Consider the following 19,372-nt stretch of genomic DNA (forward strand, 5'->3'; position numbering starts at 1 on the left):
ATGAATGCATTGCACATAAACTCAGCAGTTTTGCGGGGGGCGTTGCAGCGCGAACAGCAGATCGCGCTGCATATTGATTACATTTTCCCGGTGTAGTGCCAGGCAAGGTAGCGCAGAAGGCGAATCTGTCGTTTTATACGCGTCGGTTGGGAGAGCAGGCGGTAGAGCCACTCCAGCCCCAGATTTTGCCAGACTTTGGGCGCACGCTTAACGTGGCCGGTAAAGACGTCGTAGGTGCCGCCAACGCCCATATAAAGCGCATCCGGGCTGACCAGACGGCAATCGCGCATCAGTATTTCCTGGCGCGGCGACCCCATAGCGACAGTGACAATTTTCGCCCCGCTGTCGCGCACGCGCTCATATAACGCCAGGCGATCTTCCGGCCTGAAATAGCCATCCTGGCTGCCCACTATGTTAACATTCCACTGGTTACGCAGCTTTTGTTCGGTCTGCGCCAGCACCTCTGGCTTGCCGCCGATCAAAAATACCGGCGTGCCTTCAGCGCCTGCGCGCTCCATAAGCCGCTCCCAAAGGTCAGCACCCGCCACGCGAGACACATTAGCGTCTGGAAACTTTTTACGAATTGAACGCACCACGCTAATACCGTCTGCGTATTTAAACTCCGCGGCTTCAATCAGGCTTTTCACTTCCACATTATCTTCAACCGCCAGCATTTTTTCTGCGTTGATGGCCACCAGCGTGCCCGACTTCATCTGCCCGTCCGCGAACAGAAAATCCAGCGCGTGCTGCATGTCACGCCAGCCAATCAGCTGTAGCCCGCGCAGCGCATAACGCGGGGCTGAAGTTGTATCCGTCATGATAATCCCTACTCAGACTTGCGACAGCGTTGTGCTGCCCTGTGGCTCACGTCTGTGCACAAGCCCTGCACTGTCAAACAACCAGTACAGCAGTTTTGCCAGCAGCAGACAGAGTCCGAAAACGACCATAAAGAACACCACGCGTGAGACGAATGAATCCAGCCCCTCGCGCGCCAGAACGATCATATTGAAAATGGCACCGAAACAGAAACTGTGCAAAACAGCGGCTTTGTAGCGGTTGGTCTCTTCGTTACCCAGCGTATATAGCCAGTCGAACCATTTTATTATCAGCCCTACCGCGATCGCGCCAGGCAGGATAAACCACGTTCCGCCCATCACTACCAGCGAGCCAATCAGGGTTGGGGAAATCGCCAGACCCGAATGGTTGTTCAGCACTTCCCAGGTGAAGTAGTTCGCCGTGTTCAGGACAATGCCGGGACGATCGGGCCACAGCCACGTCGGTATAAAGACATAGAAATCGCGAACAATCGGCGCCAGTCCCTGGAATTCGATCTTGTCGTAGTTTTGCAGCAGTAATGCCAGGTTTTCCCACGGCGAGAAGGTGTCGCGCGTCAGATACAGGAAGGTGTAAAACGCTTCGTCGCCGGCCACGTTCAGCCCGTAGCGCTTCAGCGCAAGCCAGAACATCCCCACAATGCCAAAGACGCCTGCCGCCGCCAGCATCCACAGCGAGATCCAGCCGCGAATAATGCCGATAAACAGGAAAATCGCGAAGGCGATAATGATGTTGGCGCGGGTGCCGCCGACGATCATGTAGGTCAGAATGCCAAATGCGACGGTGCTGACCAGGAAGAACAGCCAGGCTTTGCTGTCCTGACGCAGGAAAAAGACCACCAGCATCGCCGGGATAAAGAAATAGAAGAAACGCTTGAGCGCGACGCCGGAGACTTCGGCGGAGAAAATCTGGCTATAGGACTGCAACTTAAACAGTAAAAAGCCGTTATGCATGAAGAAAATCGCCACGCTAACGAGGGCGATAGTCATCAGCATAACCCACGTCAAATGGGTTTCTACCCGGTTCATGGTAAACAGCGGACGACGAGGGGTGGTGTCTTTTGCCGCTCGCAGGCGCGTTTTATAAGTGACGTAGTACACCGCGTAGAAGCAGGTCGCAGAGAGCAGCGCCTGCAACAAGATTTCCGGCGGCGCGACGCCAACATCAAAGCGGAACACGAGGATGCTGGTCAGCGGGAAGCCAAAGAAAAAGGTCAGCAAAAACAGCAGCGAGAAGAATACGTTGAAGTTAAAACGTACCCGCCGGAATTCAAACCAGGTGAGCGTGGCGATAAACAGCGTGCTCAGCAGCCAGACCACCAGCAAGCCGCTAAACTGCAACTGGCTCATGCGTTGTCTCCTGAAGCAATACGCAGCGCGCGGTGCCACGGCGTGAGGTAGTTCGGGCTGAAAAAGTCGATGCTATTTTTATCAACCAGCGTGAGCTGACGCTGCGCTTCCCGTACCACCTCGACATTAAGCGTGTCAGAGGTAAACAGCACCGGAATATGCTGCTCGGCCATGTCCTGCCAGAACGGGTTTTCGCGGTTGAGCACGCAGGGTACGCCCGCCTGAATCAGCAGACACAGCGTGCCAATCCCCTGCTGACGGGCAAAGATGAAATAGCCCAGATCGCATTTTCGCAGCAGCGCGAGATAGTCATCAAATTCCAGCTTATCGCTGAGAATGTGCAGGTTTTCTGCGCTAAACAGCGCAAGCCCCTGCTGGCGAACTTCATCGATGTAGGCGTCGTTATTGGCGGGATAGCCCATCGGCACCACCACGTTCACCGTGTCGCCAAACTGCTGATGCACCGCCCTCAGCGCCGCGACATGCTCGTTACTGCGATCGCCGGAATTCCCCACCAGGATGGTCAGCTTGCCCTCTCGAACCGTGTCATTCGCCATGGTGTTCAGCGCCGGATCCATACGGGTCGGGAAATAGAGCAGCTCCCCGCGAACCTTCGGGTGCTGTTTAGCAAAATAGTTGAGATCGCCTCGGGTAGCAAAAACGCAGCCCACGCGCACCTGCGCCAGACGACGCAGCGGATAGAAAAGTCGGAACTTCCAGCCACGGGAGACTTCGTAGAGATCCGCTCCCCAGATATGCCAGCTGAACTGAGAAGGTTTGATCCCGCCGTTTAACAGCGCCAGCCACAGTCCGGTATTGAACTGTCCATGGAAGAAGAAACGTTGGCTTCGATCCGCTTTGGCTTTAGCAACCACGGCCTTCGTCAGCGCCGCTTTGTCTGGCCAGAAGGTGATATGCAATGCCGGACACGCCGCGCTCAGGCCGTTATCGCATCCAACGACCATAAACTCACGCGCATCGGGCGTGCCGGATGCCAGTTCATCGTTGAAGAACCGCAGAACGGTCTGGTTATGATGCGGGATATCCGATCCCAGTATGTGTATCAGTGCAGTCATGCGCGTTTACGCCAAAGTAAAAATACGCCGCAACAGGCAGCGAAATAAACGATATAAGTTGCCATATAGGCCTGCGCCGCCCCCAGCGCACCGTGGGTGGGGATCAGCCAGTGAGAAAATGCCGTTAGCAGCGCAAACTGGCCGATCTCTGCCAGGATATACAACCGCAGCGAAGCCTTCGCAATCACCAGATAGCCGAAAACGTATGCCCCCACTTTCAGCACATCGCCGACCAGTTGCCAGGCAAACAGATCGCGCATGGCGGTAAACTTCGCCGAAAACAGCAGCCAGATGGCGAAATCACGCAGTAACCAGACGGTAAAGCTGGCGATCGCAACCGCCGGCAACACGAAACGCAGGGCGCGAAAAATCTCGCGGGTAATATCCTGCCTGGACGTCAGGCGCGATAAGGTTGGCAGCAAATAGACGCTAAAGGAAGCCGTAATAAATTGGAGGTAAGCATCTGAAATGCTGCTCACGCCCTGCCAGATCCCCACTTCATCCCAGCTGTAATGCGCTGCCAGCAGGTTTCGCATCATCACGTAAGCCACGGGAAGCGTTACCGAAGTGATGAGCGCCATCAGGGTAAACTTTCCTAGCTGCCCCGCCAGCATCTTGTCCCACTGCGGTTTCAGGTAACTCAGCGGGACATTGCCTCTGCGCATCAGCATAAACGCTGCCGGAATGACAACGAGCGCAGGCACCAGCGCCAGCCCCAGCAGCGCGCCTTCATAGCCGCCCAGTCGATAGCAAAAGTAGTAGGCGATAACGCCGATGATGCTGCCGAGGATCAGCGCCAGCGCATTCCCGGCGGCATCACGGAAGCCTTTCATCAGCGCCAGCAGCAGGTTCGCCCAGGCGATGCCCATCTGAACGAACGCCACCAGGCGCACCAGTCCCTGATAGTGCGTGTGTCCGAACAGTCCCTGACTAACAGGTGCCGCCGCCAGCAAAAAGACGATGGCCAGCAACGTAGAGAAGCCCAGCACCATAGCAGAGGAGGTGCCCACCACCGTGCGAAGCTTTTCGGCATCGTCATGATGCTGCGCGACGTATTTGGTGACGCCATTGAATATCCCGGCACCTGCCAGCACGCCAAGCACCGTGACCAGCTGGCGGAAGTTCCCTGCCAGCCCAACGCCTGACGGACCAAATGAGACGGCCAGCAGCTTGACGACCAGTAACCCGGCGCCAATTTTTACTAGCGTGGACGCTGCCGTCCACACCGACGCTTTTGCCAGAGACATATCAGGCGAAATAACTCAGAAGCGAATTGATCACCGTACGCTGGTTCACCGGCGCGAGGTTGTAGAACAGGGGCAGGCGGAGCAGACGTTCGCTCTCTTTGGTGGTGTAGCGGTCTTCACCGGCAAACATCCCGAAGGCTTCGCCAGCCGGGCTGGAGTGCAGCGGAATATAGTGGAATACCGCCATAATTTCCGCCTCCTTCAGCCAGGCAATCAGCTTGCTGCGATCGTCGTTATCGCGCAGCTTGATATAGAACATGTGGGCGTTGTGGATGCAGTCTGCCGGAATAGTCGGCAGTTCAATACGTCCGGCTTTAGCCAGCGGCTCCAGCGCGTCGTAGTAGGTTTGCCACAGGGAGAGGCGTTGCAGATTGATTCGCTCTGCCGCTTCCAGCTGCGCCCAGAGATACGCGGCCTGCAAGTCCGCCATCAGGTAGCTTGAGCCGATATCGCGCCAGGTGTATTTATCCACCTGACCGCGGAAGAACTGGCTGCGGTTGGTCCCTTTTTCACGGATCACTTCCGCACGCTCCACAAGGGCACGATCGTTAATCAGCGTCGCGCCGCCTTCGCCGCCTGCGGTGTAGTTTTTGGTTTCGTGGAAGCTAAAGCAGCCGATATGACCGATGGTTCCCAGCGCGCGACCTTTGTAGGTGGACATCACGCCCTGCGCGGCGTCTTCCACCACGAACAGGTTGTGCTTTTTGGCGATGGCCATGATGGTGTCCATTTCACAGGCCACGCCCGCGTAATGCACCGGAACAATCGCCCGCGTTTTGTCGGTGATCGCCGCTTCAATCAGCGTTTCGTCGATGTTCATGGTATCCGGACGGATATCCACAAACACGATTTTCGCCCCGCGCAGGACAAACGCGTTCGCCGTGGAGACGAAGGTGTAGCTCGGCATGATCACTTCATCGCCGGGCTGAATATCCAGCAGCAGCGCGGCCATTTCGAGCGATGCGGTGCAGGACGGCGTCAGCAGCACCTTGGCACTGTGAAAACGTTGCTCCATCCACTGCTGGCAGCGACGGGTAAAACCACCGTCGCCACAGAGCTTGCCGCTGCCCATAGCCGACTGCATGTAATCAAGTTCAGTGCCCACAACGGGAGGCGCGTTAAATGGAATCATCTTGTCACCTGTATAACCAGTAGGCGGTGGCGTCGATGCTGGCACCACTCGCAATATAACGTTTAAGCGCAGCGGTGTTGCCCATCTGGGTTGCGACCCGCAGCGTCGATACATGTTGTTGCTCCGCCCAGTGCAGCGCCGCCTGCATGAGTTTTTCGCCCATGCCGCGCCCGGCTAACAAACCGATGCGCGCCTCTTGCTCGTTGAGCCTGCGAAGCGAAACAAAACCCTGAATCTGCCCACCGGCAGTACGGAACACCAGACAGACGTGGTCAAACGTGCCTTTAACCGCATTCTCTATCCACCGGGCATAAAAGCGGCCGCTGTCATCGGGCGCATACCAGGGCGTCCGGAAACGGCTTTGAGCGAAAGCCAGCGCCGCCATCTTGCGCAGCGCGGGGATATCCTGCTCCGTTGCAATTTCCGCGCCCGGTGAGCCGTGGCGGGCCACGGTAACAGAGAGATCAACCTCGCCCTCGACCAGCCGGAATCCGTGCTGCTGGAGCACGTCCAGCAGATCGGCGCGGTCCGCCGGGATCTTAGCCTGTACGCGCTGCCAGGCGCTGAAGTCTGCGTCCTGCAACGCAGGAGCGTTATCGCGCAGACGCACTATCGCTGAGGGGAGCGAAAAAAATACGCTTTCCCACTCAAGGGACTCCAGCACGCCGTTGAGAGTAATCAACGCCAAACGCCCTTAGTATCAACAATATACTGCTGACGCACGGCATCAGCGGAGACCGCTTTAAACGCATTGTGATCCACCAGCAGCACCAGCACATCCGCCGTCGCCAGCGCGTCATCCAGTGCGGTAAGGGTGCAGTGACCGGCAAGTTTTGCCGGCAACGCATGAATATTCGGCTCAACCACCAGCGTTTCACCGCTGTGCCAGGCTGCGATCGTTTCGGCAATTTCCATTGCCGGGCTTTCGCGAAGATCGTCAATATTCGGTTTGAATGCCAGACCAAAGCAGGCAATTTTCAGCTCACTGGCACGTTTACCACTGTCGGCGAGGCAATCCGCCACAGTGGCTTTCACCTGGTTGATAACCCAGTGCGGTTTGTGGTCGTTTACTTCGCGCGCGGTGCGAATCAGGCGCGCCTGTTCCGGATTCTGCGCCACGATAAACCACGGATCGACAGCGATACAGTGCCCACCCACACCCGGCCCCGGCTGAAGGATGTTCACGCGTGGGTGACGATTGGCAAGGCGAACAAGTTCCCAGACGTTAATCCCCTGATCGGCGCAAATCAACGACAGTTCATTCGCAAATGCAATGTTAACATCGCGGAAGCTGTTTTCGGTCAGTTTGCACATTTCGGCAGTACGGGAGTTGGTCACCACACATTCGCCTTCAAGGAAGATCTTATACAGCTCGCTGGCGCGCGCGGAGCAGACTGGGGTCATGCCGCCAATCACGCGGTCATTTTTAATCAGTTCCACCATCACCTGGCCTGGCAGTACGCGCTCAGGGCAGTAGGCGATGTTGATATCGGCCTGGTCGCCCGCCTGCTGGGGGAAGCTGAGATCGGGACGCGCCTCGGCCAGCCACTGTGCCATCTGCTCGGTTGCCCCAACAGGTGAAGTGGACTCAAGAATAACCAGTGCCCCTTTCTTCAGCACAGGCGCAATGGATTTTGCCGCCGCCTCGACGTAAACCATGTCAGGCTCATGATCGCCTTTAAAGGGCGTAGGCACCGCAATCAGGTACGCATCGGCTTCTACCGGCGTGGTGCTGGCGCGCAGGAAGCCACCGTCCACCGCCTTTTTCACCACACGATCGAGATCGGGCTCCACGATATGAATTTCGCCACGGTTGATGGTTTCCACCGCGTGCGCGTTAATATCTACGCCAACGACCTGCTTTTGACGAGAGGCAAAGGCCGCCGCAGTAGGCAGCCCGATATAGCCAAGACCAACAACAGAGATGGTAGAAAAACTCATAGCGTTACCCGATTGTGTTTAAGTGCGTGCAAAATACGTCCACAAGCCTGCCCGTCCCCGTACGGGTTATGGGCACGGCTCATCGCCTGATACTCTTCTTCGTCATGCAGTAAGCGCGTGACCTCTTCGACAATACGACGCGGATCCGTTCCCACCAGACGCACGGTACCGGCAGTGACCGCTTCCGGACGTTCAGTGGTTTCGCGCATCACCAGTACCGGCTTACCGAGGGAAGGCGCCTCTTCCTGAATGCCGCCAGAATCGGTCAGGATCAGCCAGGCGTGGTTCATCAGCCAGACAAATGGCAGATAGTCCTGCGGCTCTATCAGGAGCACGTTTTCCACGTGGCCCAGGATACGGTTGACCGGTTCGCTGACGTTAGGGTTAAGGTGCACCGGATAGACAATCTGCACATCCTCATTCTGCGCGGCGATTTCAGCCAGCGCGTGGCAGATTTGCTCAAAGCCACGGCCAAAACTTTCGCGGCGGTGTCCCGTCACCAGAATCGTTTTCTTGCCGTTGTTCAGGAACGGATAGCGCGCAGCGAGTTCTGCCTGAAGCTCGCTGTTAGCCAGCACGCGGTCACGCACCCAAATCAGCGCATCAATGACCGTATTGCCGGTAACGAAGATTTTGCTGTCGCTGATATTTTCGCGCAGCAGGTTCTGACGTGAGTTCTCGGTTGGCGCAAAATGGTACATCGCCAGGTGACCGGTGAGCGTACGGTTGGCCTCTTCCGGCCACGGGGAATAAAGATTGCCGGTACGCAGTCCCGCTTCGACATGGCCAACAGGGATACGCTGATAGAACGCGGCCAGGCTGGTCGCCACGGTGGTGGTGGTGTCGCCGTGCACCAGCACTACATCCGGCTTGAACGACTCCAGAATAGGCTTTAATTCTTGCAGAATACGGCAGGTGATTTCCGTCAGTCCCTGTCCCGGTTTCATTATATTGAGATCGTAATCCGGGACGATAGAAAAGAGGGTTAAGACCTGATCGAGCATCTCACGGTGCTGGGCAGTCACGCACACTTTCGCTTCAATATCAGGATCTCTGGCCAGCGCATGAACCAGAGGCGCCATCTTGATGGCCTCCGGCCTGGTGCCAAATACGGTTAGTACTTTCACATCGATTCTCTTCGATTAGACGATGAAGGCCGCAGCCTTCATCGTAGACGGCGTTCTTAGTTTGTGCGGCGACGTAATAACGCTACGCCAGCGCCAGTCAGTGCGCCCACAATCCCCCACATGATCATCAGGAATGCGCGACGCGGACTATCGCGTTTTACAGGCTCTTCAGGCGTTCTTAAATAACGATAGGTCTGAAAACGCGGGTCCAGCGTTGGACCGACGTTGAGCGTATTGAGCATGGCGCGGTTTTGGTCGTAATCAAGGTCAAAGTCAGGGCCAACGGCCTGGATATTTTCCAGACGTGCCTGAAGCATTGGGCGACCAAGAAGGAACATTTCTGAATCAGGGAGTTCGTCAGCCGGAACATCCGTTTCGCTACGGGAAATATTGTGCTGTTCCGCAATCTTCAGCGCCTGCTCAATATTATGCACGCGACGGGCGAAGATGGCCTTAGCGACCTCTTCCTGACGTTTGACCTGCGCTTTCATCTGGATAGTTCGCGCAGCCCAGGCGCCTTTCAGCTCGTCATTCAGATGACTGGCCGCACGCTGGCTGGCAAAAGCAACGTACTGACGCAACAGGTTATTGGCGTCAGGCGCCGTTTCCGCAATCAGCTTCACGCTGTCGCTAACGTTACGGAGCACATCGCCAGGCATAAACTGAATGTTGTTGATTAAATCATCCAGCAGCGCGGCATCCGCTTTGCTGTTACCGACCATGCGCTGCTTGTAGTAGTCTGTCTGGGACCAGAAATCGCGACGTGTATCCCACGACGCCAGCTGCATCACAAACTCTTTGTAGGACTCATCCATCACCGAGGCCTGATCCGGGGTCGCCAGATTGGCCTTGATATCAAGATTACGCAGGAATTGCTGCTGGGAGTAGTAGCCTCCAAGCATATTCACCGTTGGTCGGTCTGTGATCGCCGTGGCGCTCCACTCTTGTTTCGCAAAGAAGGTGTAGGCAAGCGCTAACAGCGCGAACCCCAGGCCAATCCCCACAATCCACAGTTTGCCTTGCCATAACACTCGAAACAAACCACGAATATCCAGCTCGTTCTCAGTGCCCACTGATTTCGCTCCCGCCAACGGTTGAGTCATCATAGTCCCGGTTTTACTTAGTTAAAGTTGTGTTTTTGCCACTGTTCCGACGCATCCTGCGTTTTAAACGTTTAATAAAACGCGCGACTTTCCATGCACGCTTGATGCAGTAACCGTACATGAAAAATGCTAGCAAGAATAATACCAACATTACCCATTCAGGAATGAAATGAGCGTATTCCGCGGCAACGCCAATCGCAGCCAGAATAGCAGCCGCTAGCGTAATCAACACAAACGCCTGACGAGACGTGAAGCCGGCGCGCATAATCAGATGATGAATATGCTGCCGATCGGGAGAAAACGGGCTCATCCCTTTACGTAGACGACGGTACATAATAGCGACCATGTCCATCAGCGGGATGGCGATAATCCAGAGAGCCGTTACCGGGCTGATAGGGTGCGTTTTACCCTGCGTGGTCTCCAGCAGGACCCAGATCACCGTAAAGCCAATCAGGGTACTGCCCGCATCGCCCATAAAGACTTTATAGCGACGCCCTAACACACCCAGGTTCAGGCAGATGTAAGGCAGAATGGCGGCAATCATGGCAAAGCACCACATTGACAAGCTGTACTGGCCGTCAAACCATAAAATGATGCCGATTGCGCCAAACGAAACAGAGGACAGCCCACCGAGCAGACCGTCTATGCCATCAACCATGTTAAAGGCGTTGATAGCCGCCCACACGGCAAACAGCGTGAGGAAGAAGCCGAACGGCCCAAGCACCAGCTCCCAGGGACCAAACACGTAGCCCAGGCTTCTGAGATAGAGGCCGCCCACCACCATCATAATGATGCCAATGGCCGCCTGCACCGTCGCGCGGAACTTCACGCTGATATCAAAACGATCATCAAGGGCGCCGACCAGTACCAGCACACCGGCACATGCCAGGTAGAGTGCGGCATGGGGGATATAGTAATCCGCGATCCCGAATGTGAAACAGATGCCTGCGTATACCGAAATGCCGCCCACCAGCGGAATAAGCCCCTGATGACGTTTACGGAAATTCGGTTTGTCCACTAACCCAATTCTTTTTGCTACCTTGCGCGCAATGAACAAAAAACAGGTTGTGAATAAAAAAATACTGATCAGCTCAGTTACTGCAGTGAGTAGATTCACAATGGATTGCTCTCAACAAATGTTAGTCCCGGAAGTATAACCATGAAGCCTCTGCCTCAGAAGGATTAAAGAAGGCTTATCACAACTCCCTTTGTATGTTTTTCAATCAATTATTTCTTTGACTGTGCAAACCTTCTTATTGTCGCACCGACCGGTCAAAATTGGGAGTGTGTGGTAATAGCGTATAGTCCATAAATAAAAAACGCCACGTAAAAACGTGGCGTTTACTGGGATTATTTGCGTTACGAGCGTTTCATCATGTCGAAGAAATCGTCGTTCGTTTTAGTCATCGCCAGTTTGTTAATGAGGAATTCCATTGCGTCGATTTCGCCCATTGGATGGATGATTTTGCGCAGGATCCACATTTTCTGCAGCTCTTCCTGAGTGGTAAGCAGCTCTTCTTTACGGGTACCGGAACGGTTGTAGTCGATCGCCGGGAAGACGCGTTTTTCTGCGATTTTACGAGAAAGGTGCAGTTCCATGTTGCCTGTACCTTTAAACTCTTCGTAGATAACTTCGTCCATTTTGGAGCCGGTATCGATCAGCGCCGTCGCGATAATGGTCAGGCTACCGCCCTCTTCCACGTTACGCGCCGCACCGAAGAAACGCTTCGGACGATGCAGGGCGTTGGCATCCACACCACCGGTCAGTACTTTACCGGAAGCCGGCACCACGGTGTTGTAGGCACGCGCCAGACGGGTAATGGAATCGAGCAGGATGATCACGTCTTTCTTGTGCTCAACCAGGCGTTTCGCCTTCTCGATGACCATTTCCGCAACCTGAACGTGGCGGGAAGCAGGCTCGTCGAAGGTTGACGCAACCACTTCCCCTTTCACCAGACGCTGCATCTCGGTCACTTCTTCCGGACGTTCGTCAATCAGCAGCACCATCAGCACACAGTCTGGATGGTTGTAAGCAATGCTCTGCGCGATGTTTTGCAGCAGCATGGTTTTACCGGCTTTTGGCGGCGCCACAATCAGACCACGCTGGCCACGACCAATTGGCGATGCCAGATCCAGCACACGAGCGGTTAAGTCTTCAGTAGACCCGTTACCACGCTCCATACGCAAACGAGAGTTCGCGTGCAGCGGCGTTAAGTTCTCGAACAGGATCTTATTGCGGGAGTTTTCCGGTTTGTCGTAGTTGACTTCATTAACCTTCAACAGCGCAAAGTAGCGTTCACCCTCTTTTGGAGGACGAATCTTACCTGAAATGGTGTCACCAGTGCGGAGGTTGAAACGGCGGATTTGGCTAGGGGATACGTAGATGTCGTCAGGGCCGGCGAGGTAGGAGCTGTCTGCAGAGCGGAGGAAACCAAATCCGTCTTGCAGTATCTCCAGCACACCGTCGCCAAAGATATCTTCGCCACTCTTAGCGTGTTGCTTCAGGATGGCGAAAATGATGTCCTGCTTGCGCATACGAGCCTGGTTTTCCAGTCCCATATTTTCGCCGAGAGTGATCAGCTCAGAAACCGGCGTATTCTTTAATTCGGTAAGATTCATAATGGTGTGGGTTCTTAAACTCGGGGTGATTCTCGAACTTAATGTTGTGAATGGTATGGCAGGGTCATCCATGCCTGTTTAGCGGCCATCACCTCATGTCTGTTCGCTGTCTGGTCACAGGGAAAGAACGCAGAACTGAAACGACAAGACGGATTGAGTGACAAGCCCGGAATCTAGCAACTTCACGCACTGTTTAAGTTAACAACGGGAAGTATCGGGTAAAACAAGATTCAAACAACAAGATATGTTTAAAACGTAGTCATAGCTAACTTAGCACGACTAAAGCCGGGCGTCCAGAGCTCACCATTAATTAGGCGCTCTGGACGCTCAGCGGAGAAACCTTACGCCAGGTTAGCGTCCAGGAACTCTTTCAGTTGACCTTTGGACAGTGCGCCCACTTTGGTCGCCGCCACGTCACCGTTCTTGAACAGCAGCAGGGTCGGGATGCCACGGATACCGTATTTTGGCGCGGTGCCCGGGTTCTGGTCGATGTTCAGCTTGGCAACGGTCAGTTTGCCCTGATATTCGTCAGCGATTTCATCCAGAATCGGAGCGATCATTTTGCAAGGACCACACCATTCAGCCCAGAAATCAACGAGGATCAGCCCGTCAGCTTTAAGTACGTCCGTGTCAAAACTGTCGTCAGTCAGGTGAATAATTTTATCGCTCATATATAACTCCACAGGAATAAGCCTGGTACGTTGGTTTTGTCTCCACCAACGACGTGTTGATGTCGCATTAACCAACTAAAGGTTGACTTTATTTCACCGGATACGCTTTCGTAAAGCAATAGTAAGCTGATATTCTACCACACTATGAGCAAAACACATTTAACAGAACAGAAGTTTTCCGACTTCGCCCTGCACCCAAAGGTGATCGAAGCCCTTGAAACTAAAGGGTTTCATAACTGCACGCCCATTCAGGCTCTCGCCCTGCCGCTGACGCTGGCCGGTCGTGATGTTGCAGGGCAGGCGCAAACCGGTACTGGCAAAACGATGGCGTTTTTAACGTCAACGTTTCATTATTTACTTTCTCACCCAGCGATTGCAGACCGCAAAGTTAACCAGCCGCGCGCGCTAATTATGGCCCCGACGCGAGAACTGGCGGTACAGATCCACGCAGACGCTGAACCCCTGGCGCAAGCCACTGGCCTGAAACTTGGCCTGGCCTATGGCGGCGACGGCTACGATAAACAGCTGAAAGTGCTGGAAAGCGGCGTAGATATCCTGATTGGGACCACCGGCCGTCTTATCGACTACGCTAAACAGAACCATATCAACCTCGGCGCAATCCAGGTCGTGGTGCTGGATGAAGCAGACCGCATGTACGATCTGGGCTTCATTAAAGACATCCGCTGGCTGTTCCGCCGTATGCCTGCGGCAAACCAGCGTCTGAACATGCTGTTCTCCGCAACCCTTTCATACCGCGTACGTGAACTCGCATTCGAGCAGATGAACAATGCGGAATATGTGGAAGTAGAACCGGAGCAGAAAACCGGGCACCGCATTAAAGAAGAGCTCTTCTATCCTTCTAATGAAGAGAAAATGCGCCTGCTACAAACCCTGATCGAAGAAGAGTGGCCGGATCGCGCGATCATCTTCGCGAACACCAAACACCGCTGTGAAGATATCTGGGGCCACCTGGCGGCAGATGGTCACCGTGTGGGCCTGCTGACCGGCGACGTGGCGCAGAAAAAACGCCTGCGCATTCTCGACGAATTTACTCGTGGCGACCTTGATATTCTGGTCGCGACCGACGTGGCGGCCCGTGGCCTGCACATTCCAGCCGTGACGCACGTCTTTAACTATGACCTGCCAGATGACTGTGAAGACTATGTACACCGTATCGGTCGTACCGGTCGTGCCGGCGCAAGCGGTCACTCCATCAGCCTTGCATGTGAAGAGTATGCGCTGAACCTTCCGGCCATTGAGACCTATATCGGTCACTCTATTCCACAGAGTAAATACAATCCGGACGCGCTGATGAGCGAACTGCCGCCACCTAAGCGCCTTACCCGTCCACGTACCGGTAATGGCCCGCGTCGTTCCGGCGGTGCGCCGCGTAATCGTCGTCGTTCAGGTTAAAAAATGATGCTCAGTTCCACCTCGCTCTATGCGGCAATTGATCTCGGTTCGAATAGTTTTCATATGCTGGTTGTACGCGAGGTGGCGGGAAGCATACAGACGCTGACGCGCATCAAGCGCAAGGTCCGCCTGGCGGCGGGCCTGAGCAGCGATAATCACCTCTCTCCCGAAGCCATGGAACGTGGCTGGCAGTGTCTGCGCCTCTTTGCAGAGCGTCTGCAGGACATACCGCATGCCCAAATCCGCGTTGTCGCGACCGCGACGCTCCGTCTGGCGGTTAATGCCGTCGATTTTATTGCCAAAGCGCAGGAAATTCTCGGCTGCCCGGTGCAAGTCATCAGCGGTGAAGAAGAAGCGCGTCTGATATATCAGGGCGTGGCGCACACTACCGGGGGCGACGATCGCCGTCTGGTGGTGGATATTGGCGGAGCGAGTACTGAACTGGTGACCGGCACGGGTGCCCAGGCGACCTCGCTGTTCAGTCTGTCGATGGGCTGCGTAACCTGGTTGGAGCGCTACTTTACTGACCGCAATCTCGCGCAAGAAAACTTCGACGAGGCTGAAAATGCCGCGCGTGAAGTGCTGCGTCCGGTCATGGACGAACTGCGCTACCACGGCTGGAAAGTGTGTGTTGGGGCGTCAGGAACTGTACAGGCGTTGCAGGAAATCATGATGGCGCAGGGGATGGATGAGCGGATCACGCTTGCTAAACTCCAGCAGCTTAAACAGCGCGCCATTCAATGTGGTCGTCTGGAAGAGCTGGAAATTGAAGGGCTGACGCTCGAACGTGCGCTGGTCTTCCCCAGCGGGCTAGCCATTCTCATCGCCATTTTCACCGAGCTAAACATCCAGTGCATGACCCTGGCAGGCGGCGCACTGCGCGAAGGTCTGGTCTATGGGATGCTGCATCTTTCGGTGGACCAGGACATTCGAAGCCGTACGCTACGTAACGTCCAGCGCCGCTTTATTGTGGATACCGATCAGGCGCAGCGAGTGGGCCAACTGGCATCGCTCTTTGCGGATCAGGTTAAACCACGTTGGGATATCGAACCGTTAAGCCGCGATTTGCTGCTAAGTGCGTGTGCGTTGCATGAAATTGGGCTTAGCGTTGAGTACAAACAAGCGCCGCTACACGCAGCCTGGCTGGTGCGTAATCTCGATTTGCCGGGCTACACTCCCGCGCAGAAAAAATTGCTCGCGACCCTGCTGCTGAATCAAACCAACGCCGTTGACCTCTCTTCACTTCATCAGCAAAACGCTGTACCGCCGCGCGTGGCCGAACATCTCTGCCGCTTACTTCGTCTGGCGATTCTGTTTGCCAGCCGGCGTCGCGACGATCTCCTCCCGGCCATTACGCTGGTGGCAGACGATGAAAAACTGACTCTGACGCTGCCGGAAAATTGGCTAGAAGATCATCCGCTTGGAGCAGAGTTGATCGAGCAGGAGTGCCAGTGGCAGAGCTATGTGCACTGGGCGCTTGATGTGAAGTGACCCTTTGAAGCGTGCCGGGGGGCGGCTTCGCCTTACCCGGCCTACAAAATTGTTATCCTTTCTCTTTGGCTTTCGCCAGCATGGCGCGTATGTTCGCCACGTTGGCTTGACCCTTGTGCATCCGCTCTTCAGCGGTAATAGCTTTACGCTCCTGCTCCCAGATAAGATCGTCCTGAGGCAACTCCAGCAGGAAACGGCTCGGCTCCGGGCGCACCAGCTCACCATACTGACGGCGCTCTTTGCACAGCGTAAACGTCAGCTCTTTCTGCGCACGGGTGATCCCCACGTAGGCCAGACGGCGCTCTTCGTCGACGTTATCTTCATCAATGCTGCTCTGGTGCGGCAGCAGGCCCTCTTCCATCCCCACCAGATAGACATACGGGAACTCCAGCCCTTTCGAGGCATGCAACGTCATCAGTTGGACCTGATCGGCTTCTTCTTCACTCTCGCCGCGCTCCATCATATCGCGCAGCGTGAAGCGGGTGACCACCTGCGTCAGGGTCATCGGCTCGTCAATCTCAGAACCTTCAAGCATTTCGGTCATCCAGCTGAAGAGCTGATTAACGTTTTTCATGCGCATTTCTGCCGCTTTCGGGCTGGCGGAGGTTTCATACAACCAGGATTCGTAATCAATGCCGTGGATCAGATCGCGTACTGCCGCCACGGGCTCGCGCTCTGCCAGACGCTGCACCTCACCCAGCCAGTGGGTAAAGCGGGTTAAGGCGTCATAGCCGCGCCCGGTCAGGGTCTGGCTCAGCCCCATATCGAAGCTGGCGGTGAACAGACTTTTGTTGCGGGTCATCGCCCATTCACCCAGCTTTTGCAGCGTCGCAGAGCCAATCTCGCGCTTCGGCGTATTTACAATGCGCAGGAAAGCGCTGTCGTCATCCGGGTTGGTCAGCACGCGCAGATAGGCCAGCAGATCCTTGATTTCCGGACGCGAAAAGAACGACGTACCGCCGGAGATTTTGTAGGGGATGCGGTTCTGCATCAGCATCTTTTCAAAGACGCGCGACTGGTGGTTTCCGCGATAGAGGATCGCGTAATCCTTGTATTCAGTTTTGTTGACGAAGTGATGGGCAATCAGCTCGCCGGTTACGCGCTCCGCTTCGTGCTCTTCGTTATTGGCGCTAAGGACTTTCAGCTCGGTCCCGTAACCCAGTTCAGAGAACAGGCGCTTCTCAAAGACGTGCGGGTTGTTGGCAATCAGGATGTTCGCCGCCTTCAGGATACGCCCGGAAGAACGGTAGTTCTGCTCCAGTTTAATCACCTGCAACGCCGGGAAGTCTTTGCTCAGCAGCACCAGGTTTTGCGGACGTGCGCCACGCCATGAGTAAATCGACTGATCGTCATCGCCTACAACGGTAAAACGCGCGCGCTGTCCTACCAGCAGCTTCACCAGCTCGTACTGGCTGGTGTTGGTATCCTGGTATTCATCCACCAGCAGGTAACGAATTTTGTTCTGCCAGCGCTCGCGCACCTCTTCATTCCGCTGAAGCAGCAGCGTCGGCAGCAGGATCAGATCGTCGAAATCCAGTACGTTGCAGGCTTTCATATGCGCGTCGTACAGGCCATAGCAGTGGGCAAAGATGCGGTCACGCTCGCCTTTGGCACTTGCCGCTGCCTGGGCCGGCGTCATCAGATCGTTTTTCCAGTTCGAGATCGTTGAGATCAGCTGTTGCAACAGCACTTTGTCATCTTCTATCAGCCCTTCCGTCAGCTCTTTGAGCAGCGCCACCTGGTCGGTGTCATCAAAGAGCGAAAAGTTGGACTTCATTCCCAGCGCCGCGTATTCGCGCTTGATGATATCCAGACCCAGCGTGTGGAAGGTGGAGATCATCAGCCCGCGCGCCTCTTTACGGCCAAGCGTCTGGCCGACGCGCTCTTTCATCTCACGCGCCGCTTTGTTGGTAAAGGTGACCGCCGCGATATGGCGCGCCTGGTATCCACAACCCCGAATTAAGTGGGCGATTTTGTTGGTGATCACGCGTGTTTTACCAGATCCCGCTCCCGCCAGCACCAGGCAGGGTCCGGTGACGAATTCGACAGCTTGTTGTTGTCCGGGGTTTAAACGCATAAATGATCACTCAATGAAAGTCGGGAGAGGAGGAAAAACGCGTGGTAGTATACCGATCGTAAACTCGTTGACTCAAGGCACGATCATGGCAAAAACAGCAGCAGCACTGCATATCCTTGTTAAAGAAGAAAAACTGGCACAGGATCTGCTCGAACAGATTAAAAACGGCGCCGACTTCGGCAAACTGGCGAAGAAACACTCGATTTGCCCGTCAGGCAAACGCGGTGGTGACTTAGGCGAGTTCCGCCAGGGCCAGATGGTTCCGGCGTTTGATAAAGTGGTCTTCTCCTGCCCGGTGCTGGAGCCAACCGGCCCACTGCATACGCAGTTCGGCTATCACATTATCAAAGTGTTATACCGCAACTAATCAAAAGCCCGGTGCATTAACTCACCGGGCTTTTTTATTTGAGTGTTCCAGCGTTCAGATACCGTCGCCGTATTCGAAGGTGTGGTGAATACCGTTAAAGTGCTGATCCATATCCATCGACGGTTTATCGCTGTCTGGCTTACCGACGATGCGCGCCGGGACGCCAGCGGCGGTGGTGTGCGGCGGTACAGGCTGGAGCACAACCGATCCCGCGCCAATCTTTGCGCCGCGTCCGACTTCAATATTGCCAAGGATTTTAGCACCCGCGCCGATCATCACCCCTTCACGAATTTTCGGATGGCGATCGCCGCTGGTTTTACCTGTACCGCCCAGCGTAACGGATTGCAGAATCGACACGTCATCTTCGATCACCGCCGTTTCACCGACAACAATGCCGGTGGCGTGATCGAGCATGATCCCGCGGCCAATTTTCGCCGCCGGGTGAATATCGACCTGGAAGGTCACGGAAACCTGGTTTTGCAGGAAGATGGCCAGCGCGCGGCGTCCCTCATTCCATAACCAGTGGCCGATGCGGTACGCCTGTAAGGCGTGGAAGCCTTTGAGATACAGCAGCGGCGTGGAGTATTTATCCACCGCCGGGTCACGCGTGCGCACGGCCTGAATATCGCAGGCGGCAGAAGCAATCATTTCCGGATCGGCAGCGTAGGCCTCTTCCACCACCTCGCGAATAGCGATAGCAGGCATGATAGGGGAAGCCAGTTTATTGGCGAGCATGTAGCTCAGGGCGCTGCCGAGATTTTCGTGCTTGAGTAGCGTCGCGTGATAAAAACTGGCCAGCATGGGCTCACAGTCGGCCAACGCTCGGGCTTCGGCTTTAATATTATTCCAGACGATATCCAGTTCTTCACACGGCATTGCTTGCTCCAGACGATAGTTAATGACCAGCCAGTTCTGCGCTGGCTGG

General features: G+C 55.2%; 17 protein-coding genes. 3 read left to right on the forward strand and 14 right to left on the reverse strand.

The annotated features are described in order from the left end of the window. Window positions 1-77 precede the first annotated feature (77 nt). From wecG to trxA, 12 genes are all read right to left on the reverse strand, one after another. On the reverse strand, window positions 78-818 hold the full coding sequence (gene wecG, locus AC4OVS_RS21240; protein ID WP_023305224.1) for a lipopolysaccharide N-acetylmannosaminouronosyltransferase: 741 nt from the start codon (window positions 816-818) through the stop codon (window positions 78-80). A gap of 12 nt (window positions 819-830) precedes the next feature. Beyond that, window positions 831-2,183, reverse strand: coding sequence for an ECA oligosaccharide polymerase (gene wzyE / locus AC4OVS_RS21245; RefSeq protein ID WP_017693948.1), 1,353 nt, complete (start codon window positions 2,181-2,183; stop codon window positions 831-833). Next, window positions 2,180-3,259, reverse strand: coding sequence for a TDP-N-acetylfucosamine:lipid II N-acetylfucosaminyltransferase (locus AC4OVS_RS21250; RefSeq protein WP_491922693.1), 1,080 nt, complete (start codon window positions 3,257-3,259; stop codon window positions 2,180-2,182). The genes wzyE and AC4OVS_RS21250 overlap by 4 nt, the downstream gene beginning before the upstream one ends. Continuing rightward, entirely contained in the window at window positions 3,256-4,506 is a 1,251-nt protein-coding gene (gene wzxE, locus AC4OVS_RS21255) for a lipid III flippase WzxE (protein WP_023299037.1), read from the reverse strand. The genes AC4OVS_RS21250 and wzxE overlap by 4 nt, the downstream gene beginning before the upstream one ends. Window position 4,507: 1 nt before the next feature. Beyond that, window positions 4,508-5,638, reverse strand: a complete 1,131-nt coding sequence (rffA, locus tag AC4OVS_RS21260; RefSeq protein WP_032608214.1) for a dTDP-4-amino-4,6-dideoxygalactose transaminase — start codon at window positions 5,636-5,638, stop codon at window positions 4,508-4,510. A gap of 4 nt (window positions 5,639-5,642) precedes the next feature. Then, complete coding sequence (gene rffC, locus AC4OVS_RS21265) at window positions 5,643-6,320, reverse strand: dTDP-4-amino-4,6-dideoxy-D-galactose acyltransferase (RefSeq protein ID WP_491922694.1); 678 nt, start codon at window positions 6,318-6,320, stop codon at window positions 5,643-5,645. Next, window positions 6,317-7,579: a UDP-N-acetyl-D-mannosamine dehydrogenase gene (gene wecC / locus AC4OVS_RS21270; RefSeq protein ID WP_199126565.1), complete on the reverse strand. Its 1,263-nt coding sequence runs from the start codon at window positions 7,577-7,579 to the stop codon at window positions 6,317-6,319. The genes rffC and wecC overlap by 4 nt, the downstream gene beginning before the upstream one ends. Further along, on the reverse strand, window positions 7,576-8,706 hold the full coding sequence (wecB, locus tag AC4OVS_RS21275; protein WP_032622055.1) for a non-hydrolyzing UDP-N-acetylglucosamine 2-epimerase: 1,131 nt from the start codon (window positions 8,704-8,706) through the stop codon (window positions 7,576-7,578). The genes wecC and wecB overlap by 4 nt, the downstream gene beginning before the upstream one ends. Window positions 8,707-8,762: 56 nt before the next feature. After that, window positions 8,763-9,809, reverse strand: a complete 1,047-nt coding sequence (gene wzzE / locus AC4OVS_RS21280; RefSeq protein WP_022646646.1) for an ECA polysaccharide chain length modulation protein — start codon at window positions 9,807-9,809, stop codon at window positions 8,763-8,765. Window positions 9,810-9,822: 13 nt separating this feature from the next. Next, a complete protein-coding gene (gene wecA, locus AC4OVS_RS21285; protein WP_001050933.1) occupies window positions 9,823-10,926 on the reverse strand; it encodes a UDP-N-acetylglucosamine--undecaprenyl-phosphate N-acetylglucosaminephosphotransferase in 1,104 nt (367 codons plus the stop codon). A gap of 242 nt (window positions 10,927-11,168) precedes the next feature. Then, on the reverse strand, window positions 11,169-12,428 hold the full coding sequence (rho, locus tag AC4OVS_RS21290; RefSeq protein WP_001054528.1) for a transcription termination factor Rho: 1,260 nt from the start codon (window positions 12,426-12,428) through the stop codon (window positions 11,169-11,171). A gap of 341 nt (window positions 12,429-12,769) precedes the next feature. Then, window positions 12,770-13,099 carry a thioredoxin TrxA gene (gene trxA, locus AC4OVS_RS21295; protein ID WP_006812392.1) on the reverse strand — a complete coding sequence of 110 codons (330 nt, stop codon included), beginning with the start codon at window positions 13,097-13,099 and terminating at the stop codon, window positions 12,770-12,772. A 144-nt stretch (window positions 13,100-13,243) separates the two neighbouring features. On the opposite strand from trxA, the gene rhlB reads away from it, so the two are divergent. After that, on the forward strand, window positions 13,244-14,512 hold the full coding sequence (rhlB, locus tag AC4OVS_RS21300) for an ATP-dependent RNA helicase RhlB (protein ID WP_022646644.1): 1,269 nt from the start codon (window positions 13,244-13,246) through the stop codon (window positions 14,510-14,512). A gap of 6 nt (window positions 14,513-14,518) precedes the next feature. Then, the gene (gene gppA / locus AC4OVS_RS21305) at window positions 14,519-16,003 is read left to right on the forward strand and encodes a guanosine-5'-triphosphate,3'-diphosphate diphosphatase (protein ID WP_038416966.1); all 1,485 of its coding nucleotides are present in this window, start codon (window positions 14,519-14,521) and stop codon (window positions 16,001-16,003) included. A 52-nt stretch (window positions 16,004-16,055) separates the two neighbouring features. On the opposite strand, the gene rep is transcribed toward gppA, so the two are convergent. Next, window positions 16,056-18,080: a DNA helicase Rep gene (rep, locus tag AC4OVS_RS21310; RefSeq protein ID WP_022646642.1), complete on the reverse strand. Its 2,025-nt coding sequence runs from the start codon at window positions 18,078-18,080 to the stop codon at window positions 16,056-16,058. An 85-nt stretch (window positions 18,081-18,165) separates the two neighbouring features. On the opposite strand from rep, the gene ppiC reads away from it, so the two are divergent. Beyond that, window positions 18,166-18,447 carry a peptidylprolyl isomerase PpiC gene (gene ppiC / locus AC4OVS_RS21315; RefSeq protein ID WP_006812396.1) on the forward strand — a complete coding sequence of 94 codons (282 nt, stop codon included), beginning with the start codon at window positions 18,166-18,168 and terminating at the stop codon, window positions 18,445-18,447. A 54-nt stretch (window positions 18,448-18,501) separates the two neighbouring features. On the opposite strand, the gene cysE is transcribed toward ppiC, so the two are convergent. After that, a complete protein-coding gene (cysE, locus tag AC4OVS_RS21320; protein WP_022646641.1) occupies window positions 18,502-19,323 on the reverse strand; it encodes a serine O-acetyltransferase in 822 nt (273 codons plus the stop codon). Window positions 19,324-19,372: the final 49 nt, after the last annotated feature.

It is taken from the genome of Enterobacter sp. 4974935 (assembly GCF_058661735.1).

What these genes read in the sequence shown, in the direction of transcription:
- wecG (WP_023305224.1), bottom strand. Translation starts at nt 818, where the DNA reads ATGACGGATACAACTTCAGCCCCGCGTTATGCGCTGCGCGGGCTACAG.
- wzyE (WP_017693948.1), bottom strand. Translation starts at nt 2,183, where the DNA reads ATGAGCCAGTTGCAGTTTAGCGGCTTGCTGGTGGTCTGGCTGCTGAGC.
- AC4OVS_RS21250 (WP_491922693.1), bottom strand. Translation starts at nt 3,259, where the DNA reads ATGACTGCACTGATACACATACTGGGATCGGATATCCCGCATCATAAC.
- wzxE (WP_023299037.1), bottom strand. Translation starts at nt 4,506, where the DNA reads ATGTCTCTGGCAAAAGCGTCGGTGTGGACGGCAGCGTCCACGCTAGTA.
- rffA (WP_032608214.1), bottom strand. Translation starts at nt 5,638, where the DNA reads ATGATTCCATTTAACGCGCCTCCCGTTGTGGGCACTGAACTTGATTAC.
- wecC (WP_199126565.1), bottom strand. Translation starts at nt 7,579, where the DNA reads ATGAGTTTTTCTACCATCTCTGTTGTTGGTCTTGGCTATATCGGGCTG.
- wzzE (WP_022646646.1), bottom strand. Translation starts at nt 9,809, where the DNA reads ATGACTCAACCGTTGGCGGGAGCGAAATCAGTGGGCACTGAGAACGAG.
- rho (WP_001054528.1), bottom strand. Translation starts at nt 12,428, where the DNA reads ATGAATCTTACCGAATTAAAGAATACGCCGGTTTCTGAGCTGATCACT.
- trxA (WP_006812392.1), bottom strand. Translation starts at nt 13,099, where the DNA reads ATGAGCGATAAAATTATTCACCTGACTGACGACAGTTTTGACACGGAC.
- rhlB (WP_022646644.1), top strand. Translation starts at nt 13,244, where the DNA reads ATGAGCAAAACACATTTAACAGAACAGAAGTTTTCCGACTTCGCCCTG.
- gppA (WP_038416966.1), top strand. Translation starts at nt 14,519, where the DNA reads ATGCTCAGTTCCACCTCGCTCTATGCGGCAATTGATCTCGGTTCGAAT.
- rep (WP_022646642.1), bottom strand. Translation starts at nt 18,080, where the DNA reads ATGCGTTTAAACCCCGGACAACAACAAGCTGTCGAATTCGTCACCGGA.
- ppiC (WP_006812396.1), top strand. Translation starts at nt 18,166, where the DNA reads ATGGCAAAAACAGCAGCAGCACTGCATATCCTTGTTAAAGAAGAAAAA.
- cysE (WP_022646641.1), bottom strand. Translation starts at nt 19,323, where the DNA reads ATGCCGTGTGAAGAACTGGATATCGTCTGGAATAATATTAAAGCCGAA.